This window comes from Streptomyces sp. NPDC087428, assembly GCF_044744085.1.
Lineage (GTDB): Bacteria > Actinomycetota > Actinomycetes > Streptomycetales > Streptomycetaceae > Streptomyces.
Window position 1 is genome coordinate 212,835 of the sequence record NZ_JBIUXR010000010.1, and the last position, 27,000, is coordinate 239,834.

At 69.7% G+C, this 27,000-nt stretch carries 25 protein-coding genes and 3 pseudogenes; 12 read left to right on the plus strand and 16 right to left on the minus strand.

The genetic code is table 11. The features are described from left to right. The first annotated feature begins 32 nt into the window (after window positions 1-32). A complete protein-coding gene (locus ACIO3R_RS22555) occupies window positions 33-785 on the plus strand; it encodes a methyltransferase domain-containing protein (protein WP_402108135.1) in 753 nt (250 codons plus the stop codon). A gap of 32 nt (window positions 786-817) precedes the next feature. Here ACIO3R_RS22555 and ACIO3R_RS22560 read toward each other — a convergent pair whose 3' ends face one another. Further along, window positions 818-1,252 (minus strand): nuclear transport factor 2 family protein, encoded by a 435-nt coding sequence (locus tag ACIO3R_RS22560; RefSeq protein ID WP_402108137.1) that lies wholly within the window; start codon window positions 1,250-1,252, stop codon window positions 818-820. Window positions 1,253-1,547: 295 nt separating this feature from the next. Between ACIO3R_RS22560 and ACIO3R_RS22565 the strand changes: the two genes are divergently transcribed. Then, entirely contained in the window at window positions 1,548-2,096 is a 549-nt protein-coding gene (locus ACIO3R_RS22565; protein ID WP_402108139.1) for a DUF1062 domain-containing protein, read from the plus strand. Between the two features lie 126 nt (window positions 2,097-2,222). On the opposite strand, the gene ACIO3R_RS22570 is transcribed toward ACIO3R_RS22565, so the two are convergent. From ACIO3R_RS22570 to ACIO3R_RS22585, 4 genes and pseudogenes are all read right to left on the minus strand, one after another. Beyond that, a complete protein-coding gene (locus ACIO3R_RS22570; protein ID WP_402108142.1) occupies window positions 2,223-2,924 on the minus strand; it encodes a DUF4232 domain-containing protein in 702 nt (233 codons plus the stop codon). Window positions 2,925-3,242: 318 nt separating this feature from the next. Beyond that, a complete protein-coding gene (locus tag ACIO3R_RS22575; protein ID WP_402108412.1) occupies window positions 3,243-4,550 on the minus strand; it encodes a S41 family peptidase in 1,308 nt (435 codons plus the stop codon). 526 nt (window positions 4,551-5,076) lie between these two features. Beyond that, a pseudogene (locus tag ACIO3R_RS22580) lies at window positions 5,077-5,316 on the minus strand (MerR family transcriptional regulator); the annotation flags it as partial. Between the two features lie 671 nt (window positions 5,317-5,987). Further along, the gene (locus ACIO3R_RS22585; protein ID WP_402108145.1) at window positions 5,988-6,323 is read right to left on the minus strand and encodes an EthD domain-containing protein; all 336 of its coding nucleotides are present in this window, start codon (window positions 6,321-6,323) and stop codon (window positions 5,988-5,990) included. A 144-nt stretch (window positions 6,324-6,467) separates the two neighbouring features. Between ACIO3R_RS22585 and ACIO3R_RS22590 the strand changes: the two genes are divergently transcribed. Next, complete coding sequence (locus ACIO3R_RS22590) at window positions 6,468-6,836, plus strand: MerR family transcriptional regulator (RefSeq protein WP_402108148.1); 369 nt, start codon at window positions 6,468-6,470, stop codon at window positions 6,834-6,836. Window positions 6,837-7,006: 170 nt separating this feature from the next. Here the strand turns inward: ACIO3R_RS22590 and ACIO3R_RS22595 are convergent. The 7 genes and pseudogenes from ACIO3R_RS22595 to ACIO3R_RS22625 form a co-directional block, all read right to left on the minus strand. Further along, window positions 7,007-7,338 (minus strand): annotated as a pseudogene (locus ACIO3R_RS22595) (transposase); the annotation flags it as partial. A 96-nt stretch (window positions 7,339-7,434) separates the two neighbouring features. Further along, window positions 7,435-8,382 (minus strand): FAD-dependent oxidoreductase, encoded by a 948-nt coding sequence (locus tag ACIO3R_RS22600; RefSeq protein WP_402108151.1) that lies wholly within the window; start codon window positions 8,380-8,382, stop codon window positions 7,435-7,437. Between the two features lie 10 nt (window positions 8,383-8,392). Next, a pseudogene (locus tag ACIO3R_RS22605) lies at window positions 8,393-9,232 on the minus strand (transcriptional regulator); the annotation flags it as partial. 147 nt (window positions 9,233-9,379) lie between these two features. Then, complete coding sequence (locus ACIO3R_RS22610; protein WP_402108154.1) at window positions 9,380-9,562, minus strand: DUF397 domain-containing protein; 183 nt, start codon at window positions 9,560-9,562, stop codon at window positions 9,380-9,382. 67 nt (window positions 9,563-9,629) lie between these two features. Then, on the minus strand, window positions 9,630-9,794 hold the full coding sequence (locus ACIO3R_RS22615; RefSeq protein WP_402108156.1) for a DUF397 domain-containing protein: 165 nt from the start codon (window positions 9,792-9,794) through the stop codon (window positions 9,630-9,632). A 53-nt stretch (window positions 9,795-9,847) separates the two neighbouring features. Next, on the minus strand, window positions 9,848-10,033 hold the full coding sequence (locus tag ACIO3R_RS22620; protein WP_402108159.1) for a DUF397 domain-containing protein: 186 nt from the start codon (window positions 10,031-10,033) through the stop codon (window positions 9,848-9,850). A 2-nt stretch (window positions 10,034-10,035) separates the two neighbouring features. Then, complete coding sequence (locus ACIO3R_RS22625) at window positions 10,036-10,914, minus strand: helix-turn-helix transcriptional regulator (protein WP_363021065.1); 879 nt, start codon at window positions 10,912-10,914, stop codon at window positions 10,036-10,038. Between the two features lie 209 nt (window positions 10,915-11,123). Here ACIO3R_RS22625 and ACIO3R_RS22630 point away from each other — a divergent pair, with 209 nt between their 5' ends. Continuing rightward, window positions 11,124-11,624: an ATP-binding protein gene (locus tag ACIO3R_RS22630; protein WP_402108162.1), complete on the plus strand. Its 501-nt coding sequence runs from the start codon at window positions 11,124-11,126 to the stop codon at window positions 11,622-11,624. Here ACIO3R_RS22630 and ACIO3R_RS22635 read toward each other — a convergent pair. Genes ACIO3R_RS22635 through pdhA form a run of 3 tightly spaced genes read right to left on the minus strand, consistent with a single transcriptional unit; the run spans window position 11,611 to window position 15,219 of the window. Next, window positions 11,611-13,062 carry a dihydrolipoamide acetyltransferase family protein gene (locus ACIO3R_RS22635; RefSeq protein ID WP_402108164.1) on the minus strand — a complete coding sequence of 484 codons (1,452 nt, stop codon included), beginning with the start codon at window positions 13,060-13,062 and terminating at the stop codon, window positions 11,611-11,613. The genes ACIO3R_RS22630 and ACIO3R_RS22635 overlap by 14 nt on opposite strands. A gap of 10 nt (window positions 13,063-13,072) precedes the next feature. Then, window positions 13,073-14,053, minus strand: coding sequence for an alpha-ketoacid dehydrogenase subunit beta (locus ACIO3R_RS22640; protein ID WP_385034807.1), 981 nt, complete (start codon window positions 14,051-14,053; stop codon window positions 13,073-13,075). A gap of 2 nt (window positions 14,054-14,055) precedes the next feature. Beyond that, window positions 14,056-15,219, minus strand: coding sequence for a pyruvate dehydrogenase (acetyl-transferring) E1 component subunit alpha (pdhA, locus tag ACIO3R_RS22645; protein WP_385034809.1), 1,164 nt, complete (start codon window positions 15,217-15,219; stop codon window positions 14,056-14,058). Between the two features lie 340 nt (window positions 15,220-15,559). Between pdhA and ACIO3R_RS22650 the strand changes: the two genes are divergently transcribed. From ACIO3R_RS22650 to ACIO3R_RS22660, 3 genes are all read left to right on the plus strand, one after another. After that, window positions 15,560-16,219: a response regulator gene (locus ACIO3R_RS22650; RefSeq protein ID WP_385034811.1), complete on the plus strand. Its 660-nt coding sequence runs from the start codon at window positions 15,560-15,562 to the stop codon at window positions 16,217-16,219. Window positions 16,220-16,328: 109 nt separating this feature from the next. After that, window positions 16,329-16,766, plus strand: a complete 438-nt coding sequence (locus ACIO3R_RS22655; protein WP_385034813.1) for a pyridoxamine 5'-phosphate oxidase family protein — start codon at window positions 16,329-16,331, stop codon at window positions 16,764-16,766. A gap of 58 nt (window positions 16,767-16,824) precedes the next feature. Continuing rightward, entirely contained in the window at window positions 16,825-17,817 is a 993-nt protein-coding gene (locus tag ACIO3R_RS22660; protein WP_385034829.1) for a phosphotransferase, read from the plus strand. Window positions 17,818-17,848: 31 nt separating this feature from the next. On the opposite strand, the gene ACIO3R_RS22665 is transcribed toward ACIO3R_RS22660, so the two are convergent. Next, complete coding sequence (locus tag ACIO3R_RS22665; protein WP_402108169.1) at window positions 17,849-19,483, minus strand: protein kinase; 1,635 nt, start codon at window positions 19,481-19,483, stop codon at window positions 17,849-17,851. Window positions 19,484-19,832: 349 nt separating this feature from the next. Here ACIO3R_RS22665 and ACIO3R_RS22670 point away from each other — a divergent pair, with 349 nt between their 5' ends. The 5 genes from ACIO3R_RS22670 (at window position 19,833) to ACIO3R_RS22690 (ending at window position 26,885) form a co-directional block, all read left to right on the plus strand. Continuing rightward, the gene (locus ACIO3R_RS22670; protein WP_385034817.1) at window positions 19,833-21,470 is read left to right on the plus strand and encodes a protein kinase domain-containing protein; all 1,638 of its coding nucleotides are present in this window, start codon (window positions 19,833-19,835) and stop codon (window positions 21,468-21,470) included. Between the two features lie 205 nt (window positions 21,471-21,675). Then, entirely contained in the window at window positions 21,676-22,371 is a 696-nt protein-coding gene (locus ACIO3R_RS22675; protein WP_402108173.1) for a hypothetical protein, read from the plus strand. A gap of 83 nt (window positions 22,372-22,454) precedes the next feature. After that, window positions 22,455-23,063, plus strand: a complete 609-nt coding sequence (locus ACIO3R_RS22680; protein ID WP_385034821.1) for a PadR family transcriptional regulator — start codon at window positions 22,455-22,457, stop codon at window positions 23,061-23,063. Window positions 23,064-23,259: 196 nt separating this feature from the next. Next, window positions 23,260-24,027, plus strand: a complete 768-nt coding sequence (locus tag ACIO3R_RS22685; protein ID WP_385034823.1) for an ABC transporter ATP-binding protein — start codon at window positions 23,260-23,262, stop codon at window positions 24,025-24,027. Continuing rightward, the gene (locus tag ACIO3R_RS22690) at window positions 24,024-26,885 is read left to right on the plus strand and encodes an FtsX-like permease family protein (protein WP_402108176.1); all 2,862 of its coding nucleotides are present in this window, start codon (window positions 24,024-24,026) and stop codon (window positions 26,883-26,885) included. Before ACIO3R_RS22685 ends, ACIO3R_RS22690 begins: the two co-directional genes overlap by 4 nt. Window positions 26,886-27,000 lie beyond the last annotated feature (115 nt).

Below are 27,000 nucleotides of genomic sequence, written 5' to 3' on the forward strand. Positions count from 1 at the left end.
ATGATCTTTGCCTGAGGCCCAGGATATGGGCCGTGACTCCATCCCCGGCCTCCAGCGCGGCTGCTTCGGATCTCTGGCAGCACTACGACAGCAACCCGGCCCGCCGCGTCATGAACCGCATCCATTGGGACTGGTACCAGCGCACGGGGCCCGGTGCCGAACTGCTCGGCGACCTGGCCGGACTGACGGCCGTCGAACTCGGTGCCGGCGCCGGTCACCAGGCGGCGCACATCGCCACGTTCCTCGAACCCGCACGCCTCATCTGCCTCGACAGCTCTCCCGCGCAGCACGCCAACAGCCGCACGCTGTACGGAGACATCCCCGGCCTGGAACCCGTTCACACGGACGCCGCCGCATTCCTGAACCGTGGTCCAGGGACGATCGATGTGGCGTATTCACTCTTCGGCGCACTCGACTTCTCGGAGCCACGGGCCCTCCTCCCGGCCCTCGCGACCGCACTGCGCCCAGGGGGAAGACTGGTCTTCTCGACGCTCGGTCACTACAAGGGCGGCGGCGCGCCCGCGACGGAGTGCCGGGCCGCCGACATTCCCACCCGCCGGGCCGACGGCTCCCCCGGCACCATGCGGCGCTGGGTACTCGACACGTCCGTGTGGGAGAAGCTCCTGGCCGGGCACGGCTTCGAGCTGTCGGACACCGACACGATCCGCGATCCCGGCCCGGCGGGCGCACCGCCGATGACCACCTTGGTCTTCCGGGCCAGGAGGCGCGGTGACGACAGGACCCGGCGCCGCAGGGCGGCGACCGCCGCGTCGAAGGCCAAGTGACGGCCGGACGGAGCGACGTCCGCGCTCGGCCCCTACGCCTCGAACGCCTCGGCCACCGCGAGGCTGTCCTCGTAGACATGGTGCCGGGTGACCAGACCCCGCTCGAACGTGAGGTGCAGGGCGAACCGTGCGCGGTAGGCGCGTCCGGTGGGGCGGGCGGTCTGCCGGATCTCGCCGAACACGACCGCGTCGTCGCCGTCCACGAGGATGCGCTCGATCTCGGTGGCCGCCGCCCCGGGCACGTGGTGCTCGGCCAGCTCGCGGTAGTGGACGGCGGCATCGGCGCGGGTGGACCGGTGGCGGATCCACGGGGTGGCGGTGCGGCCGTGTTCGGCCTCCGGCCAGTCCAGCTTCCAGTCGCCCCGCTCCGCGTACAGCTCGGCGATGCGCTCGGGGTCGCCCTCGCCGATCCGGTGCAGCAACTGCTCCACCGCGGCGCGGGTGGTCGTAGGGGTGTCAACGGTCATGACCGGTCCTCCAGTTCGTCACTCACGCCCTCCGACGTGGACGTCACCATTGTTGCCAGGACGGGCGGCCCACGGCGATTACCTCCCGGGTAAGCGCGCTTTCCGGCGAGGCCCCCGAAAACCACTGGAGCGGTGCCGTCGTGCGCAGTTACCGTGCTGCCGCACCACGTCGTCTAGGCAAGGGCGTTCCGTTGTACACCGTTTGAGACCTCCCACCTGCTGATCTGTCGCGCGTCGCACCTGTGCGCCGCGCCGCTTCTCGCTGCGGACTTCTCACTGAAACCGGTGTACCCCTGTGCTCAACAACTGGGTCGTCATGCCCACTTGCCTGCCACTCGTTCTCCGCCGTTGCCACACGTGCGCGTCCGAGAGCTTCCGGACGCACGGCAAATTCCGTGTCAACGCGCATCACAAGCTGCTCGACGCCTGGCTCCTCGCCCTCTGCACCGGCTGCGGGGACACCACGAAGCTCACGGTCCTGGAGCGGACGCAAGTGCGCTCCGTACGGCCTGAGCTGCTGGACCGGATGCACGACAACGACCCCGGCCTGGCCGCCGAGCTGCTCCAGGACCCGGGCGTGCGGCGCCGCAATCGCGTCGCTCTCGACTGGAGCGATGCCTGGCGCCTCGACACCGGTGGATCGGATCACCTGGACCGCGAGGTGATCGACATATCGGTCGGCTTCGCGGCGCGGATTCCGGTGCGGCCGGTGCGGCTGATCGCTGAAGGGTGCGGTCTGTCGCGGGCGGCGGTCGGGCGACTGCTCGCGGAGGGGAAACTCGTCTCCGCGATCCGGCTGAGCGGCAGGACGTCCGGCGACTTCAGCTTCATGCTCAAGCGCTGAGCCGTCCCGTAACACGTCAGGGCCCGTCCGGTATGACCACCGGACAGGCCCTGACAAGCGTCTCGGGATACCTCTTCGCGACCCCGAGTGCTCGCGCACTCGGCCGGCGCATCCGGGCATCGCGGGTCAGCCGCCCTGGCCGGCGCTCCCGATCGGGCCGACCTTCACCGGGGTACCGCTGCCGTCCGTGGCGGGCAGCGTGCCCCGGCCCGGCCAGGCGAGGGTGACCGACTTGGTCTCGTTCGGCGGGGTCACCACGAGACCCGTGATGCGGACGCCGGAACCGCCCGACTCGTTGAGCGGGTAGTTGATGGCGAAGGCGATCTGCGACCCGTTCTTGAGGGTGTACGGCTCGCCGGGCGCACCCGTGCGCTCGGCGGACAGCGACCCCGCGTTGGTCTTCAGGTCGACGCCCGCGAACCCGGAGATCACGCAGTCCTGGCCGCTGGTGTTCTTCATCTCCACCGCGACCGTCCCGTCGGGGTCGCCGTCGATGAAGTTGTCCATCGCCGTGATCTCCAGCCCGTCGGTGCGGCACTTGCCGCCCTTGCCGCTGTCGCCGGACCCGGTCCCGGACCCGGTCCCGCCGGCGGTGCCCTTCCCGCCGGTGCTCGTTCCGCCGGAGCCCTTCCCGGCGGAGTCCTTCCCGCTGTCCTGATCGGAACCGCCCGAGCCCGAACCGCCGGTCGAGGAGGACGCGGCGGAGGCGGACGACCCGGACGACGGGTCGCTCGCTCCGGTGGCGCCGTCGTCGCCGTTCTGGCAGGCCGTGAGCGAGAGACCGGCGGCGACGATCAGGGCGGCGAAGGTGAGCTTTTGAGCGCGCATGGTTTCTTCCTCAGCATCGGTGGGGGGCGCCGGCCGCTCGGTACAGATCGGTACGGATCGGTACGAGCGGGCGTTCCTGACCACCAAGAGCGGTCCGGAGCGACGGACCGTTCCGCCCAACCACCCCCTAAGACATGCCTGTTACACGCACGTCCCGGAGAAGGACGGACCACCGGCGCTCACGCCACCGCGCCGGCCAGCCGGGACGGCCGTTCCCGCCCCCGTTCCGCGGCTTTTCCCGGTCACCGCCCGCTGGGACAGACCCGTGACCCGGCGGATCTTGACCACGGTCGGACGGAGAGGGCTTGAGTGAATCCTTCACTCCGGGCCCCGGAGCGCCGCGACCGCCGCGTCGAACGCCGAGTCGCGGTTCTTCGCGAACTCCTCCTCGGTGAAGACGGGTGTACGGATGTGGGGCGGGATGCCCGCGCCGTCGAAGGTCCGGCCCGAGCGGTTCAGGAACTCCTCGTTCGGGAGCCAGACCGCCATGCCGTTGGGCAGCGTGCGGTCCAGGGTGTCCGAGAAGACGCCCTGCGTGTTCTGCCCGATGCGGACGGTCCGGCCGGGCCGGTCGATGAGGGCCTGGGTGAACGTCTCGCCCGCGCTGAAGGTCGTCCCGGCCGTCAGCACGGCGACCGGACCGCCGTACCGGGGGACGTCGCGCGCCGGATTCACGGCGATGGGCTGCGGACGCGTGTACTGGGTGCGCTTCCGGTAGGCCACGTACGCCGTGTCGGTCAGGCGCTCGGCGATGTGCAGGCCGAGGGCGTCGGAGCCGCCGCCGTTGAGCCGCAGATCGATGATCAGCCCGGTGAGCGAGGCCGTGCGCCCTGCGGTGAGGACCGCGTTCAGCGCCTTGTCGAGCTCGGCGAGCTGGGCGGCGTACGAGGGGTCCCGCGGGTTGTAGCCGCCGAACCCGGAGATCCGCAGATAGCCCCGCCCGCCGGGCAGGTCCGCATAGCTGATCCGGCCGCTCGCGAACTCCCGCGGCTTCCGGCCGTTGAGGTCGCGCCGCACGATGTACTTCTTGACCCTGGTGTCCAGCTTCTCGCCGATCATGGTCGTACCCGGGCGCACCTGGGCGAAGTGCCGGTCGCCGTCGAAGACGGCCACGTGCGCGTCGTACAGCGGCGTCACCATCTCGCTGAACAGGGCGAAAAGCTCGTCCCTGGTCGTGCCCGCGTGCACCTTCGGCCGGTACGTGTCCCGTACGGCATGCCAGTCGATGCCCTTGGCGGCGAAGAAGGGGTAGTTCTCCTCGAAGGACTGCCAGAAGACGTCAAACGTCGCCACCGCGTCCGTGGACGCGGGCCGCCCGCACGCCGCCGGAAGCCGCGCGAGGCGCCGCAGCTCCCGGTGCCCCGGCGACCCGGACACCTCCAACGACCCGGTGGGCCGGACGGTGAGGAGCGTCCCGTCGGCGGACCGGTACACGCCTTGTGCCGTGCGCTCCGACGTCTCGCCCTCCAGACAGCCGACAGCGGTGGTCTGGTACTCCTGAAGGCGCCCGTCCGCGATCGACAGGACGGTGCCGTAGCCGTTCACACGCCAGACGCCGTCGACGGTGGGCCGTGGCGTCGCGGCGGCGGGGACCACGGCCCCGCCGACAAGAGCCAGTGCCACCAGTGCCGTTGCCGCCCTGAAACTCCGGTGTCGCACACTTTTCCTCTCCCCGTGCGCAATCTGCGCCAGGGGACCGACGATCGCCGACGGGCCGGTCAGGGGACCATCCGGCGGGCTGGTGGACCGTCAGGGGGTTACCCCCATGACGACCCGCACCGACTACTGCTCGACGGTGAGAGCCCAGCGGATGCCAGAGGGCGCCGACACGCGAACGCTGCCCTCAGCGCGGGTCCTTTTCAGCGCCGATTCGTTGTCCGTAAGCCTCAACATGTTCGGCCTTGTCGATGGCGCGAGAGGGGGTCGCGGCTGCCGATTTCGAAGGTGACGGGTGCGCTGCTGCGGAGGCCTCGGCGTGGGCGCCGAGGAACGGCACGGGCCCGGTAGCAGGGGACGTCTTCAGCGCTCCCATCCGCCTGCCTGAGTCAGGGGCAGACGTTGTGCCGTTGTCGGCTTCCGGACAGCGAGGCGTTCGGGGTCGTGGGCAATGTGTGGTGGGCAGGACGCGAACTGGGTGTGGGGCTCCCGGCGCTCAGCTGTAATAGGCGATCTTGTCGTCAAGGACATCTATGGCCCGGCACAGCACTGCCACCCGCTGCTCCGGGGCGGCACGGCGCTCGCGGAGGAAGACGACTCGGTCCTGCGGAGGGTGTTCGGCGCGCAGGATGGCGACGAACCCCCGCAGGTCCGCGATGCCGAGGCCGGCCTCGCGGAAGCACGTGACCAGGCCGATCCAGAAGAGGTCGTCCTCGGTGTACTCCCTGCGCCCACCCGTTTGCTGGTGACAAGTAGCGCGCCGGCCTGGTGAGAATCAGCGTGCTTCGCCGCGTCGAAACCGCAGGTCAGTGTCCGCCGATAGTGACAACTATCGGGCTTCGGCACACCCGCCCACCGACCATCGGCCACGACAGGCGCCCGCTGCTCGACGCCGGTCACGACCCGCCGTCGCGGCCGTCGCCGACGGGTCCTCATCAGCAACCCGAGCGACTCCGACCGCTCCGTGACCGGACTCCTCAACTACGAGGACGCGCGGATAGGCGTGATGGTGGCACCCAGTCGCAAGACAGGCACAGATCCTGGCGATCATGGAGTTGCGACGCTCTGTGATCATCGGAGATACCTGTGCCTGCGCTGCCACGACCGGGCTGTCAAAGCCTCAGGTATACGGAGAAGGCCCATCACGCCACCAGGGCTACCGTCAGGGGAACGATCGACGGATACGTGATCGCGACAAGCCCAAGGAATCCGCCCCAAGGACAGCTCCGGATTCGTCGGTCCACCCCGCCGCCTGGGCATCGAGAGATTTTTGTGCCTGCATCATGCGCGCTCGCCAACATGCCCGCGACTACGCACGGCCCGTCCAGCACTCCGAAACCCTGATCACTGGGCCTCCATCACGTTGATGCCCCGCCGCGTCGCCCGCGACATAAAGCGCCCAGGGGGTTAGACCACAACCCTTTCGTCAGTGACCATTACTGCCACTGAATTCATATCGATGAACTTGCTCTCGTCCGGGTTCACCAACTCCTTGTAATTCTTAGACGCGAAGAAGGCGTCGTGATCCGCCCAGTTTTCAAACCAAATTTCAGTGAGGCCATCATAGGCGGGGCTCGGATACCCTTCGGCGGGTATCGGGTGGGAGACGGTGTACTTCTTCACGTACTGCCGCGCTTCTGGAATTGAGGTGAACAACGGGGCGTGGCGATTTCGGTGATGCTCAACGAATTCCTCGAATGTCATTCCATCGATACGGTTGATCATGAAAGCGAACTTGATCACGGACTTCTCCTTTTCGCGCTCGCGTACGCGAGAGGCCGTCAACCAGATGCCCTGGCGGCGGATCGCGAGCCATAGGGTTAACCTAAACGCTCACATCGATGTCAAGGGCAAGTCGCTGTGACCCAATGCATACGAGGGGTTGAGATGCGGATCGGTGAACTGTCCGCCCGGACAGGAGCAAGCCGTCGATCACTGCGCTACTACGAGCAGCAGGGCCTGCTGGTCAGCACAAGGTCCCCCAGCGGCCAGCGGTGTTACGACGATGATCACGTCCAGCGGGTGGCGCTGGTTCAGAGCTTCCTGGCCGCCGGAATGTCCAGCAGAACCATCGCTCAGATGGTCCCCTGCATGACGGAGCCCAACATGGACAGAGCCCGGGAAGCTTTGACCACAATGAATCAGGAGCGAAATCGCCTTTCGTCCGCAATAGGCAGCATGGCCGCTGCCAGAGCAGCACTTGATCACCTGATTGAAGTAAATCTAAACTTTCTTGCGAACGTGGCGGATGACTAAGCCTCGGGCTGAATCAACATTCTGATTTTCCTTCGGTGAAATATTCCGCCCGTGCAATGCGCGCTTAAAATCGTTCTCTGTCTGACATCTTCCGCGATCCGCCGGGTTGGAGTCTGTAAGAGGTCAAGGGGATAGGAGTGCGGTCATGGTCGGCGGTCAGGGCGCTCGCCTCAGCGGTGAGTCGTCCATGCCTGACGGATCAAGCTACGGATTGTGATGACCGTGTCGGCGAGGTCGAAGAAGGCGTCGATGACGGCGGCCAGGCGTTCGTAACAGCGGGCGAGGCGGTGGAAGGCGTTCTGCCAGGCGTGGGTGCGCGCTCGACGTGCCACCGCTGACTTGCCTGGATCGGCGCCTTCTGGCCTTTGTGTGTGATCCGGCCGTGCAGTCCGCGCTCGTCGTGCAGCGTGCGGGTCTTGTCCGAGTCGTGCTTCCGGCGCCATAGGAGCGTTGAGCGGCTGGTTAGGGCCCTCGGCAGCAACCCGTCTGTGCGTTGGAGAGATCGTCCTCAGCTCGCAGCAGGGCCCTGGCCGCCTCGTCGTTGTGGCGGTTCGCAGCGAGTGCCCGCGCGTGCACCAGCCGGAGACCCAGAGTCAGTTCAGAGCGAGCAATCCCGAACCTCCTCGGCGCACCCCCACGACAGAGTGACACCGGCACCCCCGTGACCGTAGTTGTGGACGACCAGCGCACCGCCCTCCCCCTGCTCCGCCTCCACGCGGACCGTGGACCGGGTCGGCCTAGCGCCGATCCGTTGCTCCAGGACGCGGGCGCGGGCGAGGCGGGGTTCGACCTTGGCGCATCGAGCGAGAATGCCAGCCGCTGCCTTGTCGTCTGGGGTGAGGTTGTCTTCGCCGTCGATAGCTGTGCCGCCCAGGACGACGGTCTCTCCATGCGGGTAGAAGCACAGCAGTTCCGGTGACGTGCCGGTGTCCTCGGAAAAGAACTCGGTGAGCCCCGGGTTGGTGACGACTACGTGCTGGCCGCGGATCGGCCGCAGTTCTGGATCCAGGACCAGGCCGCGGGCCCCCATGCCCGTACAGTTGACGATCACGGTGGCCGGTCCGACGTCCGCGAACGAGGCCAGGCGTCGCTGCTCCACCGTCCCGCCCGCTGCATGCAGCCGGTGCAGGAGGTAGTCGAGATATGCGGGCATGTCGATCAGCGGCACTGTGAACCGATACCCGGCCGTGAACCCGGTCGGAAGTTCGGTCGGCTCGCACGGCCGGAACCCCGGCAGGGTCGTAGCCCAGTCCGGTGGAGACTCGGCCGTACGCGATGCCTCGATGCCGCTGGTGAGCCGAACACCTGTGGCCTGGTCCTCGGCCAGCTCCCGGAATACCTCCAGGGACCGCTGCCCCCACCGGTCGACCTTGTCCTTCGGCTCCACCAGGTACGGGCCCCACATAGCCCCGGCGGCCAGCGAGGTGACACCGGGCACCTGCTCGGCGATCACTCGCACCAAGGCCCCGGCCTCGGCGAGAACGACGGCGGTGGTCAGTCCGGCCACCCCAGCCCCGACAACGACAACGCGCTCCCCTGGGTTCATGATCTCGACATTAACGGCCGGGTGGCGTGGATGGAGTATGCCGGGCGAGGGCGTCTTCGAGGACCGGCAGGAAGCTGCGGACGTGTGGGTTGCGCTGGCGGCGGCGGAGGTCCGCGGCAAGCTGGTGCAGTAGGGCGGCGCTCCTCGGTGAACGCACGGCGTCAAGGCGGTCAGCCGCGATCAGTCCGATCTCGCAGGCCGCCTCCAGGTCTCCGTGAGCGCTGTGCCCCAAGGCCAGCCAGGCACCCTCGAACATGGCCCTGCGTTGGCTGGGATCGCCACGCGGAACGTCGTATGCCCCGGACCGGAGCATCTCGGTCCCCTGCGCGAGGAATCGTCGGGCCTTCGTGCTGCCGTCGGCCTTCTGCCGCGCGCGCCCCATCTGGATGAAGCCGTAGCCGGCCTGGCAGTCCAGGTGGTTGTCAGTCAGGAAGTACATCCACCGGGGCTCCTCCTGGCTGCCGTCCCGACTTGCGATCAGTTCTCGGGCAGAGCCACGGGTATGTGCGAAGTCGTTGTCACGGCCGGCGGCGGCATACGCGTAGGCGAGCCGGGAAAGGACGGATGCCCGGGCGGCGGGCGGAGCGGCTTCGCTGGCGCGGCGGGCCGCCTCGCCGAGAGCGATTGCGTCCGCTGGGTGTCCTCGGCTCGCTGCCTGGAAGGAGAGGTCGCCCAGGATATGGGCACACAGGGGCAGGTCGTTGGCCTGATGCGCGGCTCTCAGCGCCGTGGCGAAGTAGCGCTGCGCCAGGCCGTGATCGGCGGCGTCGAAGGCCGTCCAGCCGGCCAGCTGGCCGATCTCCGCGAGCGCGCGGATAAGCCTGCTTGTCACGACGGGCGAGTGACCACCACGAGGAGGAATCAAACATCTGGGCCAGCGCAAACTCCGTAGTGCAGGCATCGAAGCTTTAGACGTTCTTATATATTCTTCTACTGCCCCTTTCCCCAATGCGCGGCCAGTCAACACCCGAGCAGGTGCGGTCAGAACGCCTGCCCCCTACGGCTGCCGCCCCAAGGCCTCCTGGAAGGCGTCCCACGCGGCGGGGGCCAGGAGGAGAACAGGGCCGTCCAGCCGCTTGGAGTCGCGGACGGCGACGGTGTGGGGGATGTTGCGGGCCACCTCGACGCAGTCGTGCTCTAGCGTGCTGTAACTGGACTTGACGAACCGGAAAGCCTTCATTTGCTGCTCCCTCTGTCAATGCTGGGCCGGTCAGCACTCGGGCACGTGCGTCCAGAACGCCTGCCCCCTACGGCTGCCGCCCCAAGGCGTCCCGCGCAGCGGGTGCCACGAGGAGGACGGAGCCGTCCAGCCGCTTGGAGTCACGGACGGCGACAATGTGGGGAAGGTTGCGGGCCACCTCGACGCACGCTCCGTTGCCACTGCTGCTGGATTTGGCGAACCCAAACGCCATCACTTACTGCCTCTTTCCCCCATGCTGGGCCAGTCAACACCCGGGCAGTGCAGTTAGAACACCTGCCGCCCCAAGGCCTCCCGGAAGGCGTCCCACGCGGCGGGGGCCAGGAGGAGGACGGGGCCGTCCAGCCGCTTGGAGTCGCGGACGGCGACGGTGTGGGGGATGTTGCGGGCGACCTCGACGCACTCGCCATTGCCACTGCTGTAGCTGGACTTGACGAACACGAAGTGTGGCACGGCTACAACTCCTTGCGAATACGCCCAATCAGAGCGATGGAATCGCGAGGAGCGAGTCCACTTCTGGCGATACGACCGAACGTGACGTTGTGACGCGCGGCGTCCGTCTCGCTCTCAAGCCACAGCGTAGACGACGTCGTGTCCATGTAGACCACGTCCATCGCACCGGGTTCAGCAAACGACACCACGCTGAAAGCGCTGGTCATGCCCGGGTGTGAGCCTGCGAGAAAGGGGACAACCTGCACCGTGACATTTGGCTCGGCTGCCGCCTCTGCCAGGCGGGCCAGTTGTGTACGCATCACTTCACGACCGCCCACCAGTTGCCGCAGGGCGCCTTCCGCGACGATCGCCCACAGCGCAAGCGGGTTGCTTTCCGACAGACGCGCCTGACGGGCGATCTTCGCCTCCACGAAACGCTCGATCTCCTCCGGGTCGTCCCACTCCGCGTTGCCGACCGCGAGCGCCCTGGCATAGTCCGGCGTCTGAAGCAGTCCGGGCACGAAGGCCCCTTGCCAGGTTCTGATTCCCGTCGCGATGTCTTCGAGTGCGACGTATTCAACCAAGGAGCGCAGCTCCGGGTACTGGTTCCACCAGCCCTTCGCCTTGCGACGCTCCCTGTCGAGCCGGGCCACCTCCAGCAGGCGACCGACGATCTTCGCGTCTTCAAGGTCATAGAACTCGCAGAGAGTACGGATGTCCGGGTCCCTCATCGGAACCCATCCCCGCTCCATCTTCACAATCTTCGAGTTGGTCGCGCTGATGACCTGGGCCGCCTGCTGCTGTGTCTTCCCGGAGGCGTCGCGCAGATGCAGCAGCTCGCTACCAAGTCTGCGGCCGAGCACAGTTGACGTTCGATTACCTTGCGGAGTCGCTCGATTCACCACCTCAGTGTCTCGCCCCACGCGACCGGGCGTCGACCACCTTCACTCATTGGGGACTAATGTCCCCGTTTCACTTGCCCCTCACTCCGCGCGGTCACTACGTTCGGCACCAAGCCGCTCACCCAGCGGCACCGCCCGGCGGAAGTGCACCGCCCTGCCCTGCTCAGGATCGGCATCGCCACCGCCCCCTCACCGAGAGGCACGCGTCCATGACCGCAGCCCAGGAGAAGGCCCCCGCGTCCACCCCCGAGCCCGTCCTCCAGGAGGACCGACTCGACTACACGCCCACCGCGCGCAGCGTCCACCTCTGCCGGCGCCGGGCCGTGCGGCTGGTCACCGAGTGGGGATACCCCAACCACGTAGGTGAAGTCGCCCTGCTCGTGAGCGAGTTGGCGACCAACGCCCTGCTGCACGGCTCCGTGCGGGGGCGGCTCTTCCGCGTGCACCTCCTCCTCACCGCCACCACCCTCCGCATCGAGGTCAGCGACCCGCGCGGCGAGCGGTTGCCGGCGGTGCGCGAGGCGGGGGACGACGACTGCTACGGGCGCGGGCTGCTGATCGTCGCCCGGCTCGCCGATCGCTGGGGCGTCGAGCCGCGCACCGTCGGCAAGACCGTGTTCGCCGAACTGGTTTTGCGGCAGGGGCCGGACATGCCGAGGGGCCCGCGCGAACGTCGCGCGGGCCCCTCGCACACAGCTACGCCCAGGTGATCAGGCGCTTCGGCTGTTCCAGGATCGCGGCGACGTCCGCCAGCACCTTGGAGCCGAGCTCGCCGTCGACCAGACGGTGGTCGAACGACAGGGCCAGGGTGGTGACCTGGCGGGGCTTCACCTTGCCCTTGTGGACCCACGGCTGGAGCTTGATCGCGCCGACTGCGAGGATCGCGGACTCGCCCGGGTTGAGGATCGGCGTACCCGTGTCGACGCCGAAGACGCCGACGTTGGTGATGGTCACCGTGCCGCCCGCCATCGCCGCCGGGGACGTCTTGCCCTCGCGAGCCGTGGAGACCAGCTCGCCCAGGGACGCGGCCAGTTGCGGGAGGGTCTGCTCGTGCGCGTCCTTGATGTTCGGCACGATCAGTCCGCGCGGGGTCGCGGCCGCGATGCCCAGGTTCACGTAGTGCTTCTGCACGATCTCCTGGTTGGCCTCGTCCCAGGCGGCGTTGACCTCGGGGTGCCGCTTGATCGCGACCAGGAGCGCCTTGGCGATGATCAGGAGCGGGTTGACCCGCACCCCCGCCATCTCCTTGTCCTCCTTGAGCTCCGCGACCAGCTTCATCGTGCGCGTCACGTCGACCGTCACGAACTCGGTCACGTGCGGTGCCGTGAACGCGCTGCCGACCATCGCCTGTGCGATGGCCTTCCGCACACCCTTGACGGGGATACGTGTCTCCCGCGCACCCATCGACGCGACCACGGCCGGGGCCGGGGCGGGGGCCGGGGCGGGGGCCGGGGCAGCGGCCGGGGCCTGCACCGGCGCGGGGGCCGGGGCCTGCTCCGGTGCCGCCGCCGCGTGCACGTCCTCGCGGGTGACGACGCCGCCCTCGCCGGTCGGGACGACCGTCGCCAGGTCGATGCCCAGGTCCTTCGCCAGCTTCCGTACCGGAGGCTTCGCGAGCGGCCGGGTCTCGGGTACGGCGGCGGTGCCCTGCCCGTTCATCTCGCCCTGGATCGCGGCGGACGCGGCGGCGGGCGCCGCCTCCGTGCCCTTGCGGGCGCGCCGCTTCGTGGAGGACTCGGCCACGCCGTAGCCGACCAGGACCGGCGTACGGCCCTTCGGGGCCTCGGCCTCCGGCTCGGCGGCGGGCGCGGCGGCCGGCTCGACCGAAGCCGAAGCCGGAACCGGAGCCGCAGCCGGGGCCTCGTCAGCGCTGCCGGGCGCCACGTCCACCGCGATGATCACCTCGCCGACGTCGACGGTCGTGCCCTCGCCGAAGCGCAGCTCGTGCACCACCCCGTCGAACGGGATCGGCAGCTCGACGGCCGCCTTCGCCGTCTCGACCTCGCAGACGACCTGGCCGTCGGTGACGGTGTCGCCCGGCTTGACGAACCACTTGAGGATCTCGGCCTCGGTCAGTCCCTCGCCCACGTCGGGCATCTTGAACTCACGGAAGCGAGCAGCGTTGGAAGTGTCGGTCATCGTTGTCACGCCCCAGTCCTCAGTACGCCAGCGAGCGGTCGACGGCGTCGAGCACACGGTCGAGACCCGGCAGGTACTCGTCCTCCAGCCGGGCCGGCGGGTACGGGACGTGGTAGCCGCCGACCCTCAGCACGGGTGCTTCCAGGTGGTAGAAGCAGCGCTCGGTGATCCGGGCGGCGATCTCCGCGCCGGAGCCGTAGAACACCGGCGCCTCGTGCACCACGACGAGCCGGCGGGTCTTCTCGACCGACGTCTGGATGGCGTCGAAGTCGATCGGGGACATCGAGCGCAGGTCCACGACCTCGATCGACTTGCCCTCCTCCTGGGCGGCCGCGGCGGCCTCCAGGCAGACCTTCACCATCGGGCCGTACGCGACCAGCGTGAGGTCCGTGCCGGTGCGGGCGACGGAGGCGCGGTGCAGACCGCCGGGGATGGACTCGGTGTCGAGCTCACCCTTGTCCCAGTAGCGGCGCTTCGGCTCGAAGAAGATGATCGGGTCGTCGCTCTGGACGGCCTGCTGCATCATCCAGTAGGCGTCCGACGCGTTGGACGGGGAGACCACCTTCAGGCCCGCGACGTGCGCGAAGAGCGCCTCGGGCGACTCGCTGTGGTGCTCCACCGCGCCGATGCCGCCGCCGTACGGAATCCGCACGACGACCGGCAGCTTGATCTTGCCGAGCGAGCGGGCGTGCATCTTCGCGAGCTGCGTGACGATCTGGTCGTACGCGGGGAAGACGAAGCCGTCGAACTGGATCTCCACGACCGGCCGGTAACCGCGCAGCGCCAGGCCGATCGCCGTACCGACGATGCCGGACTCCGCGAGCGGGGTGTCGATGACGCGGCCCTCGCCGAAGTCCTTCTGGAGGCCGTCGGTGATCCGGAAGACCCCGCCCAGCTTTCCGACGTCCTCACCCATGATGAGGACCTTGGGGTCGGTGTCGAGGGCCTTGCGCAGCGACTCGTTGAGCGCCTTCGCGATGGACATCTTCTGCGTGGCCATGGCTACTTGCCCTCCTCGGCGAACGACGCCTGGTAGGCGGCGAACTGGGCGCGCTCCTCGTCGACGAGGGCGCTCCCGTCGGCGTAGGCGTGGTCGAAGATCGCCAGCCGGTCCGGGTCGGGCATGGCCCGTACCGCTTCCCGCACCCGCTTGCCGAGGACTTCGCTCTCCTCGTCCAGGCCGGTGAAGAACGCCTCGTCGGCGGCGCCCACCTTCTCCAGGTACGTGCGCAGGCGCAGGATCGGGTCCTTCGCCTCCCAGGAGACGCGCTCCTCGTCGGCCCGGTACTTCGTCGGGTCGTCGGAGGTGGTGTGGGCGCCCATCCGGTAGGTGAACGCCTCCACGAGGGTGGGGCCCTCGCCGCGGCGGGCGCGCTCCAGGGCGGAACGGGTGACGGCCAGGCAGGCCAGTACGTCGTTGCCGTCGACCCGGACGCCGGGGAAGCCGAAGCCCTGGGCGCGCTGGTAGAGCGGCACCCTGGTCTGCTTCTCGGTCGGCTCGGAGATCGCCCACTGGTTGTTCTGGCAGAAGAACACGACCGGGGCGTTGTAGACCGCGGAGAACGTGAACGCCTCCGCGACATCGCCCTGGCTGGAGGCACCGTCACCGAAGTACGCGATCACGGCCGAGTCCGCGCCGTCCTTGGCGACGCCCATGGCGTAGCCGGTGGCGTGCAGGGTCTGCGAGCCGATGACGATCGTGTACAGGTGGAAGTTGTTGGTGTTCGGGTCCCAGCCGCCGTGGTTCACACCGCGGAACATCCCGAGCAGGTTGGTCGGGTCGACGCCCCGGCACCAGGCCACACCGTGCTCGCGGTAGGTCGGGAAGACGTAGTCGTCGTCCCGCAGGGCCCGGCCGGAGCCGATCTGCGCGGCCTCCTGGCCCAGCAGCGAGGCCCACAGGCCCAGCTCGCCCTGGCGCTGGAGGGCGGTGGCCTCGGCGTCGAAGCGGCGGGTCAGGACCATGTCCCGGTACAGGCCGCGCAGCTCTTCCGCGGTCAGGTCGATCGAGTAGTCCGGGTGCTCGACGCGCTCGCCCTCGGGCGTCAGCAGCTGTACGAGTTCGGGTCCGGAACCCTGTGGCGTCTTCGCGGGCGTCTTCGCGGCGCTGGTCCGCTTGCTGCTGCGTCGCGGTTTACGCGCGGCAGCAGTGCTCTCCACGGTCACGTGCGTGCTCCTCCGTCGGTCCGGCCCCCGGGGTCTGCCGGGAGACCAGTGCGGCTCGCCTGTGTCCGTACCCGTGCACGGGGTGGGTGCCGCTCGGTCCGGGAACAGGCGTGACAGGTGCCCCGGCGAGCGCCCTGTTGTAAGGCACGTTACCCAGTGCCTCGCGTAACTGCGAAACCCTATCTGACCTGCGATTTTGCTTGGATATCCAAGTAAATCGAAGAATTCGGGAACTCTCGCTGGTCACAGCACTGGTAGCAGCCTTGCAGGCAGCCGGAACAACGGCACGTTATCCCGCCGGACAGCGGCAGGGAAGGGGTGAGTGTGTGAGACTGCGTTTGTGAGCAAAGAAGGAAAAATCACGGTTTTTCTGCTGGATGACCATGAAGTCGTCCGCCGCGGAGTCCATGAGCTGCTCTCGGTGGAGGACGATATCGAGGTGGTCGGCGAGGCCGGTACGGCGGAGGACGCGCTCGTCCGCATTCCCGCGACCCGGCCCGATGTCGCCGTCCTCGACGTACGCCTGCCGGACGGCAGCGGGGTGGAGGTCTGCCGGGAGATCCGGTCGCGGGACGAGTCCATCAACTGCCTGATGCTCACCTCGTACGCCGATGACGAGGCACTGTTCGACGCGATCATGGCGGGCGCCTCCGGATACGTGCTCAAGGCGATCCGGGGCAACGAGCTGCTGAACGCCGTACGGGACGTGGCGGCGGGGAAGTCGCTGCTCGACCCGGTGGCCACCGCGCGGGTGCTGGAGCGGCTGCGCGACGGCAAGAGAGGCCGCGGCGACGACAAACTCGCGGGCCTCACGGAACAGGAACGCAAGATCCTGGATCTGATCGGTGAGGGGCTGACGAACCGGGTGATCGGGGAACGGCTACATCTCGCGGAGAAGACGATCAAGAATTACGTCTCCAGCCTGCTCTCCAAACTCGGTATGGAGCGCCGCTCGCAGGCCGCCGCGTATGTGGCACGGCTCCAGGCCGAAAAGCGCTGAATCCACACAGAAAGGGCCGCGGCCCCGGACAGACTCGGGACTTTGGTCCCGCGGCGCCCGGGGCCGCGGCCTCTTATCCGGTGCCCCTCGGTGACGCACAGTGGAGGTCATGTCCACCGAGGAAGAACTCCACGCAATCGACCTGCTCGGCCGGGTCCCCTACGGCCGGCTGGCGACGAGCATGAGGGCCCTTCCGTTCCTCACGGTGGCCCGCCATGTGGTGATCGACGGACGGGTCGTCCTGCGGATGCACAGCGGCCTCGGCTACCACGACGCGTGCGACGGCACGGTCGTCGCGTACGGGGCGGACAACTTCAACGCGGCCACCTCCGCGGGCAGCCGCGACCTGTGGTCCGTGCAGTTCACCGGGCCCGCGGAGGTGGTCGAGCCGGCCTGCGCCGAGCGGGAACTCTTCGGTCCGGCCCCCGTCGAGGTGAACGGGGAACCCTTCACCCCGGCCTTCCTCCGGCTCGACCCGCATTTCGTCAGCGTGCACACTCTGGACTTCCACGCAACTCGTCAGGATGCCCGACACAGCGTGATCTAACATCTGGCGGGTGCCGCGCTCATCTGTAACCCTCCCGCCTGTTCCCCCGGTCGGCGAGGTGCTCCGCCGCTACCCGCACACAGGTGAACCGCTCACCTGCGAACCCCTGGACCAAGGCCTGCTCAACCACGGATACCGGGTCTCCACCACCCGCGGTTCCTACTTCCTCAAGCACCACCTGGACGACACCACCGGCGACCGCGCCACGATCGTCCGCCAGCACCGTGCCACCCAACGGCTCCAGTCACTCGGGGTCCCCGTCGCCCCACCCATCGAGGACAACGAGGGTGGCACCGTCACCGAGATCGGCGGCCGCTGCTACGCCCTGCACCCCTGGGTCGACGGACTGCACCGGGCAGGCGCCCAGCTCACCGTGGACCAGTCGGTGCGGCTCGGGGCGCTCCTCGGAGCCGTACACACCGGTCTTGAGCAGGTGATGGAGACGGGCGCGGGGGCCGCGGGCAGACCCACCGGCCATGCGAGCCCCGACCCCGCCGACACCTTCGCGCTGATCGACGAGCTGCTGGTCGCGGCGCGCGGCCGGCGGCCCCGGGACTCCTTCGACGAACTGGCCGAGCACCGGCTCCTGGAGCGGCGCACCCTGCTGGACCAGCACGCGGGCCGCCGGCCGCCCACCCCCGGGGTCCCGGCGACCGGCTGGGTGCACGGCGACTTCCACCCGCTGAACGTGCTCTACCGGGACGCCGACCCGGTGGCGATCCTCGACTGGGACCGCCTCGCCGTGCAGCCCCGCGCGGAGGAGGCGGTACGGGCCGCCGCGATCTTCTTCGTCCAGCCGGCCGGTGAACTGGAGCTGGTGAAGGTGCGGGCGTACGCCCGCGCCTACCGGCGGGCTGCCGGGGCCGGGGCCGCCGAACTGGCCGCCGCGGTGCACCGGGTGTGGTGGGAACGGCTCAACGACTTCTGGATACTGCGCTGGCGCTACTGCCTGAACGACCGAAGGGCCGACCCGCAGTTCCCTGCGGTGTCGGCCCTGGCGGTGTGGTGGACCCGTGAGTACGACGCGGTGTGCGAGGCCTTCACGGAGTGAGGACGGGTGGGTTACGGGGTGCGGTGCCGGCTCACTGGCCGGTGCCCACCGTGCCCGCGGCGGTGCCGGTGCTGGCACCCTCCGCGGTGCCGCCCGGCTCTCCGGCCGCTCCGCCGGCCGGCGTCGTCCCGCTCGTGTCGCCGTTGGCGCCGCCGTCGGGTGTCGTGCCGCCGCCCGATTCGTTGCCCGTGCCGCCGTCGGTCTCGTTGCCGCCCGTGTCAGTGCTCGTGCCGCCGTCCGTCGTGGTGCCCGGGGCCGTGTCCGTCGGGCTCGGCGTGGGGGTCTCCTCGGTCTTGCTCGGGGTGACCGACGGGCTGTACGAGTGCCTCGGCGGCGTCTCCTGCTGATTGCCGGTGGAGTTGCCCGGCAGCTGGGTGTCCTCGGTCTGTTCCTCGGTCGGCGGGGGCGAACTCTTCGTCGGGGAGGACGAACTCGACGTCGACGTCGGCTTGTCCTTCGGCTTCTCGCCGCCGCCCTTCGACGCGTTCACCGCGATGGCGATGCCCGCGCCGATCGCGATCAGTGCCAGCACGACGAACAGCCACAGCTTGCCGCGGCCACCGCCGCCGCCCGCCCGGCCGCCGCCGCCGTCGTATCCGCCGTCGTCGGGGTTCATCGGCGGCAGGATCGGCCCCTGCGAGGTGTCCCCGTGCTGCGGGTGCCCCATCGCACGGGTGGCGCCGGTCATGCCCCGGGGCGGGGTGGCACCGCCCTCGTGCATCACGACCGGGCCGGTGTTCCACGTACCGGTGTGGCCGCCCTGGACCTGGAGCATCTGCAGGCTGTACTGGACGAGCCCGCGCATCTCCTCCGCGCTCTGGAACCGGTCGTCCGGGTCCTTCGCGAGCGAGCGCATGACAAGCCCGTCCAGCTCCGCGGGCACCGCGTCGGAGACCTCCGACGGCGGGACCGGAATGTCCTGAACGTGCTGGTACACGACGGAGAGCGGCGTCTCACCCGTGAACGGGGGCCGCAGCGCCAGGAGTTCGTACAGCAGGCAGCCGGTGGCGTACAGGTCGGAGCGGTGGTCGACGGCCTTGCCCAGCGCCTGCTCGGGGGAGAGGTACTGCGGCGTCCCCATGACCATGCCGGTCTGGGTCATCGTCGACTGCGCGCCGTGCAGCGCACGGGCGATGCCGAAGTCCATCACCTTGACCGCGCCGGAGTGCGTGATGATCACGTTGGCGGGCTTGATGTCCCGGTGCACGATCCCGTGCTGGTGCGAGTAGGCGAGCGCCTCAAGTACCCCGGAGACAATGATCAGCGCCTGCTCCGGAGGCGGGGGCTCGGCGTTGAGCAGCAGGTCGCGGATGGTGTGGCCCTCGACGAGCTCCATCACGATGTACGGGACGGTCTGCCCGGCCACGGTGTCCTCGCCGGAGTCGTACACCGCCACGACCGCATGGTGGTTGAGCCCTGCGACCGACTGCGCCTCACGCGTGAACCGGGCCTTGGAGACCGGGTCCTCGGCGAGATCGGAGCGCAGCAGCTTCACGGCGACCGTACGTCCGAGCCGGACGTCCTCGGCCGCGAACACCTCGGCCATGCCTCCCCGGCCGAGCCGGTGGGTCAGCCGGTAACGCCCGTCGCCGACAACACCGCCGATGCCCCAGGAGTCGGTGCCATCCGGAACTCCGCCGCCGTTTGCTTCGGGTTCGGGTGCCATCAGTCCTCGCCGTCGTTTCTGTCCGCGCGTCCGCGGGTTCTCACGGTGCCTTGGGCCCTTCCGTTCGGATCATGCCGGGTTCGGCCCGGTCCGCACGAAAGCCCCTTGCTGCATTGCCACGTCACGCTACAGCCTTCGTCGGACACACCGATTTCGAGAGGGACCGGCCATCCAACCGGCTGACGAGCCGCACACGCAAATTACATGCGGGTCCTGTAACGCTTCCGAGACGCTTCTTGTGCGTAGGGTCACGGAACGGGCACCCGGCTTGACGTGTCGGACCCCTCGGGCAGACTTGGCGCTCATACGGATCTTCGCGCGAGCAGCGCGCCCGAGGGGGAAGTAAGTCATGAGCCAGGACGGCGCACAAGGGGCCCAGGGTCGCTACGCGGGCGGTTCGGTCGCCGGCGGCCGCTACCAGCTGCGTGACCTGCTCGGCGAAGGCGGGATGGCGTCCGTATATCTGGCGTACGACTCCGCGCTCGACCGGCAGGTCGCCATCAAGACGCTCCATACGGAACTCGGACGCGAGCAGTCCTTCCGCGAGCGGTTCCGGCGCGAGGCCCAGGCGGTCGCGAAGCTCCAGCACACCAACATCGTCTCCGTCTTCGACACCGGCGAGGACGAGCTCGGTGGCGCGCTGATGCCGTACATCGTCATGGAGTACGTGGAGGGGCAGCCGCTCGGCTCCGTGCTCCAGTCGGACATCCGCGCCCACGGCGCGATGCCCGCCGACAAGGCGCTCAAGGTGACGGCCGATGTGCTGGCCGCCCTGGACACCAGCCACGAAATGGGCCTGGTCCACCGCGACATCAAGCCGGGCAACGTCATGGTGACCAAGCGCGGCATCGTGAAGGTCATGGACTTCGGGATCGCCCGCGCCATGCAGTCCGGTGTCACGTCGATGACGCAGACCGGCATGGTCGTCGGCACCCCGCAGTACCTCTCCCCCGAGCAGGCCCTGGGCCGCGGGGTCGACGCCCGCTCCGACCTGTACTCGGTCGGCATCATGCTGTTCCAGCTGCTGACCGGCCGCATCCCGTTCGACGCCGACTCGCCCCTCGCCATCGCGTACGCGCATGTGCAGGAGGAACCGGTCGCGCCGTCCAGCATCAACCGGTCGATCACCCCGGCGATGGACGCGCTCGTCGCCCGTGCGCTGAAGAAGAACCCGAACGAGCGCTTCCCGAGCGCCGCGGCCATGCAGGACGAGATCACGCGGGTGCTCAGCGCGAGCGGCCAGACGGGCGCCCCGGTGATCATCGGCGGCACCGGCGCCCCGGCGAACAGCGGCTCCGGCGTCGGCTCCGCGGTCTTCCCGCCGGTCGACCAGTCCGCCCCGGCTCCGCAGCACGTCCAGACGCCGTACCAGCCCGGCCCGTACCAGTCGCAGCAGCAGCCCGGCCCCTACGGTCCGCCGACGCCGGCCCCGTCGTACGGCTACCCCCAGTCGGCCCCGGCCTACCAGAGCCAGGCGCCGATGTCGCCGATGCAGCAGCAGACCCCGCCGCCGTACTCGGTCTCGCCGCAGCAGACGTCCCCCTCTTCGGGCGGCGGCTCCAGGCGAAACGTTCCGGTGATCGTGGGCTCGATCGTGGTGGCGCTGATAGCGATCGGCGGTCTGATCACGGTCCTCTCGATGAAGGGCGACCCGGGCAAGGACGCCGACGCCTCGTCGAGCGAGTCCCCGGCCGGTGAGCACCGCGGTCCGGAGCGGAACCGGACGATGGACACCGACAAGTGCACGGACGCGATGGAGAACTCCGACGACCCGAACAAGGTCGACGCCCCCCGGTTCATCTACAAGGACATCCTTTCCGCGCGGGCGTGCGCGGACGCGGCGGGCTGGACCATCAAGATCATCAAGGAGCCGGGGAACGCGTACGCGGAGGACCAGGTCGTCGACCAGTTCCCGACGTCCGGAACTGCCATCTCGAAGGTCGGAGCACACTTCGAGCTGAAGGTCTCCACCGGCGATCCGGCCTAGTTTCCGTATGTAATCGGCATGCGGCCATGCCGCCATCCGGCTATGCCGCCATCCGCCCATCCGCCCATCCGCCCATCCGGCTATCCGGCTATCCGGCCAGTGACCCGGCGCTGGGGGGCGGCCCGGCGCCACGGGGCTCGCGCTCCGGTAGCGGACGCGGATCACCCGAGATGCCGGACGGACCGTCACATGTGACGCTGACCACATGGCTTCAGGACACCTCTCCTCGCGGCCCTCACGGTGCGTGGCCTGCCTCGTGCTGACGGCAGCCGCGACCCTGGGGGCCGTGACGGGCGGCGAGGCGGCCGCGGGACCGCGTACGGCGGCGAGCGCGGAGCCTTCCGCGCACCCACCCGGCCCGTCCGGCTCCCCCGCCGGCCCTCCGTCCGGCGTGACGCCGTCCGCCACCCCCACCGTGCCGCCGTCGGCCGGCCCCTCCACGACGGACGGACCCGGCGCGACCGCAGGCCCCTCGGCCACGCCCGCACCGCCCGCGCCCCCACCGTCCGCCCACGCGGGCTCCTCGTCCGACGCCTCCGGATCGCCCTCACCGAGCGACGGACCGCCGCGGCCGGGGGACGGGCAGTCGCCGTTGGCCGGACTGCTCACCGGGGAGGGACGGCAGCGCCCCGGGCGACAGCTGACGCCCCAGGAGATCGCGCGGGCGGACGACGCCGCCGAATCGGACGCCGACGACGAGGAGTCCACCGCGACGGGCCCCGCCGCGGTACCGGCCGTCACCCCTGACGCGAGCACCTCGCCCGAGACCGGCCGGCTCGCGCGGCAGGCCCTCGACGGACCGGCCGTACGCCAGGTCCAGGAGATGTCGCTCGGCGTGGGAATCTCCCTGGTCGGGCTGGGTGTCGGCTTCCTCGCGCTGCGGATGCGCCGAACCGACTGACCGCCGCACCCGGACCGGTTCAGCCCCTCCGTACCAGGTCACGGAACTTGCGCCCGACAACATACTCGGTATACATACTCAGTATGTCGATCCGCCACGGGCTGCTCGCCCTCCTGGAACGGGGGCCGCGCTACGGCTCCCAGCTCCGCACCGAATTCGAGTCCCGCACCGGCTCCACCTGGCCCCTCAACGTCGGGCAGGTGTACACGACGCTGGGCAGACTGGAGCGGGACGGCCTGGTCGCCCAGGACGGCGAGGACGACCAGGGGCACTCCCTGTACTCGATCAGCGACGAGGGGCGCGCCGAGCTGCGCACCTGGTTCGAGACCCCCGTCGACCGCAGCAGTCCGCCCCGCGACGAGCTGGCCATCAAGCTCGCCATGGCCGTCGGCGCCCCGGGCGTGGACATCCGGGCCGTCATCCAGTCCCAGCGCCACCACACCGTCAAGGCCATGCAGGACTACACGCGCCTGAAGGCCCAGGCCCTCGCCGACGAGCCCGCCAACCGCGACGAGGTCGCCTGGCTGCTCGTACTGGAACAGCTGATCTTCCAGGCCGAGGCGGAGGCCCGCTGGCTGGACCACTGCGAGTCCCGGCTGGTCCGTCTCGCCGAGGCCGCCGCCACCGAGCCGGAAACCCCGGCGGCCACGCCCGGCCCCGCACGTACCGCACGAGCCCGCGCACGCCGCTGAGCCGCTGCCCGGCGGCCCCACACCGCTGAGGCCACGGCCCGGATCCCGGCCACTAGGCCGCTCGGCCACTCGGCCGCTTGGCCGCTCGGCCGCTCGGCCGCTTGGCCTGCACCGCGACACCGCAACACCGCGACACCGCGACACCGCGACACCGCGACACCGACCACAGAACCGTTCCTAGGGGGAACCACCCGTCATGTCACCGCACGCCCCGTCCCCAGCCGCCCCGCCCCTGTCGGTGGATGCGCCGGTGCTCGAACTCCGCTCACTCACCCGCACGCACGGCACGGGCATCGCCGAGGTACACGCCCTGCGCGGCATCAACCTGTCGGTCCACGCCGGTGAGCTCGTCGCCGTGATGGGCCCTTCCGGCTCTGGCAAGTCCACCCTGCTGACGATCGCCGGCGGCCTCGACACCGCGACCTCGGGCCACGTCGTCATCGAGGGCCAGGACATCTCCTCGCTCGGCCGCAAGGGCGTGGCCGCGCTGCGCCGCCGCAGCGTCGGCTACGTCTTCCAGGACTACAACCTGATCCCCGCCCTGACCGCCGCCGAGAACGTCGCCCTGCCGCGTGAGCTCGACGGCATCCCGGTGCGCAAAGCGCGCAAGGAGGCCCGTGCCGCCCTGGAGGAGATGAACCTCCTGGAGATCGGGGACCGCTTCCCGGACGAGATGTCCGGCGGCCAGCAGCAGCGCGTCGCGATAGCCCGCGCGCTGGTGGGGGACCGGCGCCTGGTGCTCGCCGACGAACCGACCGGGGCGCTCGACTCCGAGACCGGCGAGGCCGTCCTCGCGCTGCTGCGCAACCGCTGCGACCAGGGCGCGGCCGGTGTGATGGTGACGCACGAACCGCGCTACGCCGCCTGGGCGGACCGGGTCGTCTTCCTGCGGGACGGCTCGATCGTCGACCAGACGCTGAGCGTCGGCGCCGATTCGCTGCTCGCCGCCGGGAGCACCGAGTGAGCGTTTTCACGGGGTGGCGCGCCGCCCTCCGGATAGCCCGGCGCGACGCCCTGCGCGCCAAGGGCCGCAGCGCGCTGGTGGTCGCGATGATCGCCGTACCCGTACTCGGGGTCACCGCGCTCGACGTGACGTACCGCAGTGTGGAGCTCACCACCGCCGAGAAGCTGACGGCTCAGATGGGCTCGGCCGACGCGCTGTTCAGCGACCCGCAGTCCGGTCCCATGGACCAGTCGGTCTCCGGGGACGACTACAGCCCCCTCAGCGACACCGCTGCGTCGCCCGAGGACGTTCCCGCACTCGACCTGCGCACCGCGTTCCCCGAGGGTGCGCGCGGCATCAGCATCCAGTCCGTGCCCGCGAGCGTCACCACCGGGTACGGCGTCGCGAACGCGGACATCATCGAGTTCCGGACCGCGGACCCGCTGGCGCGCGGCAAGGTGGACCTCGTCGACGGATCGTTCCCCAAGGGCACGGGCGACATCGTCGCCACCGAGCCGTTCCTGAAGTCGACCGGGCTGCACGTCGGTTCGCACATCACCGTGCGCGGGCCGGAGCAGAAGTACACCATCACCGGCGCGGTCGAGCTGCCGGACAACCTGGCGGCCAAGGTGCTGTACGCCGACCCGGGCGCGGTCATCGCCCCGTGGAAGACGACCGCCGCCCGCGACAAGAAGGTGCTGCCGCCGAACGCCGGCGACCTGACCTGGCTGGTGAAGGCGAACAACGGAAAGGGTGTCAGCTGGCCGGACGTCATGGCGGCCAACAAGAAGGGCGCCCTCGTCGCCTCCCGTCAGGTCGTCCTCGACCCGCCGCCGGACTCCGAGGTCCCGCTGATCCGGAAGCGGGGCACCAACAACTACCCGTCCGAGAACTCCAATGAGCTCAGTGCGGCCCTCGTCACGGTCGTCGCCATGGCGGTCCTGGAGGTCGTGCTGCTCGCCGGACCGGCCTTCGCCGTCGGTGCGCGCCGCTCGCGCCGTCAGCTCGGCCTCGTCGGCACCTGCGGCGGGGACCGGCGCCATGTACGGGCCGTGGTCCTCTCCGGCGGACTGGTGCTGGGCGGCGTCGGAGCCGTGGTGGGGGTGGTGGCCGGGCTGGCGCTGACGGCGGTGTTCCGGCCGCTGATCGAGGACCGGGCCGGAAACCGCTTCGGCTCGCTCGCCCTGAATCCGAAGGAACTGCTGGTCATCGCCGCTGTCGGGCTGGTCACCGGGGTGCTGGCGGCCTTGGCCCCGGCGATCGTGGCGGGCCGTCAGTCCGTACTGGAGTCGCTCACCGGGCACCGCGGTGTCCGGCGCGGCTCCCGGGTGCTGCCGATCGTGGGCGCCTGCGTCATGGGCCTCGGCATCGCGATCGCCGTCCTGGGCGGCACCACCGGCAACTCCACCGAGGTCGCCGCCGGCTCGGTGGTCGCCGAGCTGGGGCTCCTCTGCTGCATCCCGGTGATCGTCGGGCTGCTCGGCCGGCTCGGCCGCACCCTGCCGCTCTCGCCCCGGATGGCGCTGCGCGACGCGGCCCGCAACCGCGGACGAACCGCTCCGGCGGTCGCGGCGGTCATGGCCGCGGTCGCGGGCTCGGTGGCCATCGCCACGTACATGTCCAGCCAGGCGGCCGAGGGAGAGTACGACTACTCGCCGATGCTCAGCCCGAACGCGGTCGTGCTGTACACCATGGACAACGAGGGCAACGCGGCACCCGGGCAGCTCCCGCTGGCACAGGCGGCCGTGGAACGGAACATGAAGCCCACCGGCGGACCCGCCGGGATCTCCCGGGTCTGGGCGGGCAGCGACTGCGACACGTACTACGACGACGAGGACAGCTGCGGCAAGCTGAGCCTGGTCAAGCCCACCGGCAAGGAGCACACCTGCCCGCTCAACAGCAAGGGTGCCAAGGAGCTCGCCGTACGGCTGAGCGACGCCGAGCACCGCGGGATGATGCACTCCCCCCGGTGCGTGGACGAGCGCTACACCATCAACACCTTCAACGGCGGGGAGAGCAACATCGTCGTGGGCGACGCGTCGCTGCTGAAGACGTACGTGAAGCTCGACGACCCGGCCGCGGCCAAGGCGCTGGAGGCGGGCATCCCCGTGCTGCTCAACCGGGCGTACGCGAAGGACGGCCAGGTCACGGTCAAGGCGGTCCACCAGTACAGCGACAAGGACAAGAAGAACCGCGCCCGGCATCCGGGACCGGCCAGGACGACGACGGACCGGGTGAAGGTGTACGTCGCGGACGCGAAGTACGCCGAGACGCCCGGAATCCGCATGATCATGCCGGAGAAGAGCGCCCAGCGGCTCGGCCTGCACACCGCGAAGTACGGCACGGTGTACGCCGTCTCCCACCCTCCTACGGACGCCGAGCAGCAGCGGATCCAGGGCGCGATCGAGCAGGCCGGCGGGAACGTCTATCTGCAGTCCGGAAGCGAATCCAGAGACCGCGAGGACATCATGCTGCTGGTGCTGACGCTCTTCGCCGGAGTGGTGACCATGGGCGCGGCCGCCATCACCACCGGGCTCTCCAAGGCCGACGCGGAGGCCGACCTCACCACGCTCAGCGCGGTGGGCGCGCCCCCGGGGGTGCGGCGGAGGCTGTCCGGGTTCCAGTGCCTGGTGGTGGCGCTCACCGGGGTACTGCTCGGCACGGCCGCGGGGTTGCTGCCCGCGGTGGCGCTGCGCCTGATCGACCTGCGCATCGCGCTGAAGGAGATGCGGCTGGATCCGATGGAGTCGGCGTACACCCCGATCGTGCTGCCCTGGGCGACCATCGGGCTGCTGGCCGTGGTCGTCCCGCTGCTGGCCGGGTTGCTGGCGGCGGTGTTCACCCGCTCCCGGCTGTCGCTGTCGCGGCGCGCCGGATGACCGGGCGGCCGGCCCGCTCAGCGGGCTGACCGGCTGCTTCGCAGTGGTTCCGGTGCCCTCGGAAAGGGTGGATCACACCTTTCCGGGGGCACCACAGTGCTGTCCGGCAGGTGTG

Excerpts from the sequence above, each read along its gene's own strand:
- ACIO3R_RS22610 (WP_402108154.1), bottom strand. The coding sequence starts at position 9,562 with ATGAAGGCTTTCCGGTTCGTCAAGTCCAGTTACAGCACGCTAGAGCAC.
- ACIO3R_RS22630 (WP_402108162.1), top strand. The coding sequence starts at position 11,124 with ATGACCGCAGCCCAGGAGAAGGCCCCCGCGTCCACCCCCGAGCCCGTC.
- ACIO3R_RS22685 (WP_385034823.1), top strand. The coding sequence starts at position 23,260 with ATGTCACCGCACGCCCCGTCCCCAGCCGCCCCGCCCCTGTCGGTGGAT.
- ACIO3R_RS22665 (WP_402108169.1), bottom strand. The coding sequence starts at position 19,483 with ATGGCACCCGAACCCGAAGCAAACGGCGGCGGAGTTCCGGATGGCACC.
- ACIO3R_RS22640 (WP_385034807.1), bottom strand. The coding sequence starts at position 14,053 with ATGGCCACGCAGAAGATGTCCATCGCGAAGGCGCTCAACGAGTCGCTG.
- ACIO3R_RS22600 (WP_402108151.1), bottom strand. The coding sequence starts at position 8,382 with ATGAACCCAGGGGAGCGCGTTGTCGTTGTCGGGGCTGGGGTGGCCGGA.
- ACIO3R_RS22680 (WP_385034821.1), top strand. The coding sequence starts at position 22,455 with ATGTCGATCCGCCACGGGCTGCTCGCCCTCCTGGAACGGGGGCCGCGC.
- ACIO3R_RS22590 (WP_402108148.1), top strand. The coding sequence starts at position 6,468 with ATGCGGATCGGTGAACTGTCCGCCCGGACAGGAGCAAGCCGTCGATCA.
- ACIO3R_RS22570 (WP_402108142.1), bottom strand. The coding sequence starts at position 2,924 with ATGCGCGCTCAAAAGCTCACCTTCGCCGCCCTGATCGTCGCCGCCGGT.
- ACIO3R_RS22675 (WP_402108173.1), top strand. The coding sequence starts at position 21,676 with ATGGCTTCAGGACACCTCTCCTCGCGGCCCTCACGGTGCGTGGCCTGC.
- ACIO3R_RS22560 (WP_402108137.1), bottom strand. The coding sequence starts at position 1,252 with ATGACCGTTGACACCCCTACGACCACCCGCGCCGCGGTGGAGCAGTTG.
- ACIO3R_RS22670 (WP_385034817.1), top strand. The coding sequence starts at position 19,833 with ATGAGCCAGGACGGCGCACAAGGGGCCCAGGGTCGCTACGCGGGCGGT.
- ACIO3R_RS22655 (WP_385034813.1), top strand. The coding sequence starts at position 16,329 with ATGTCCACCGAGGAAGAACTCCACGCAATCGACCTGCTCGGCCGGGTC.
- ACIO3R_RS22615 (WP_402108156.1), bottom strand. The coding sequence starts at position 9,794 with ATGGCGTTTGGGTTCGCCAAATCCAGCAGCAGTGGCAACGGAGCGTGC.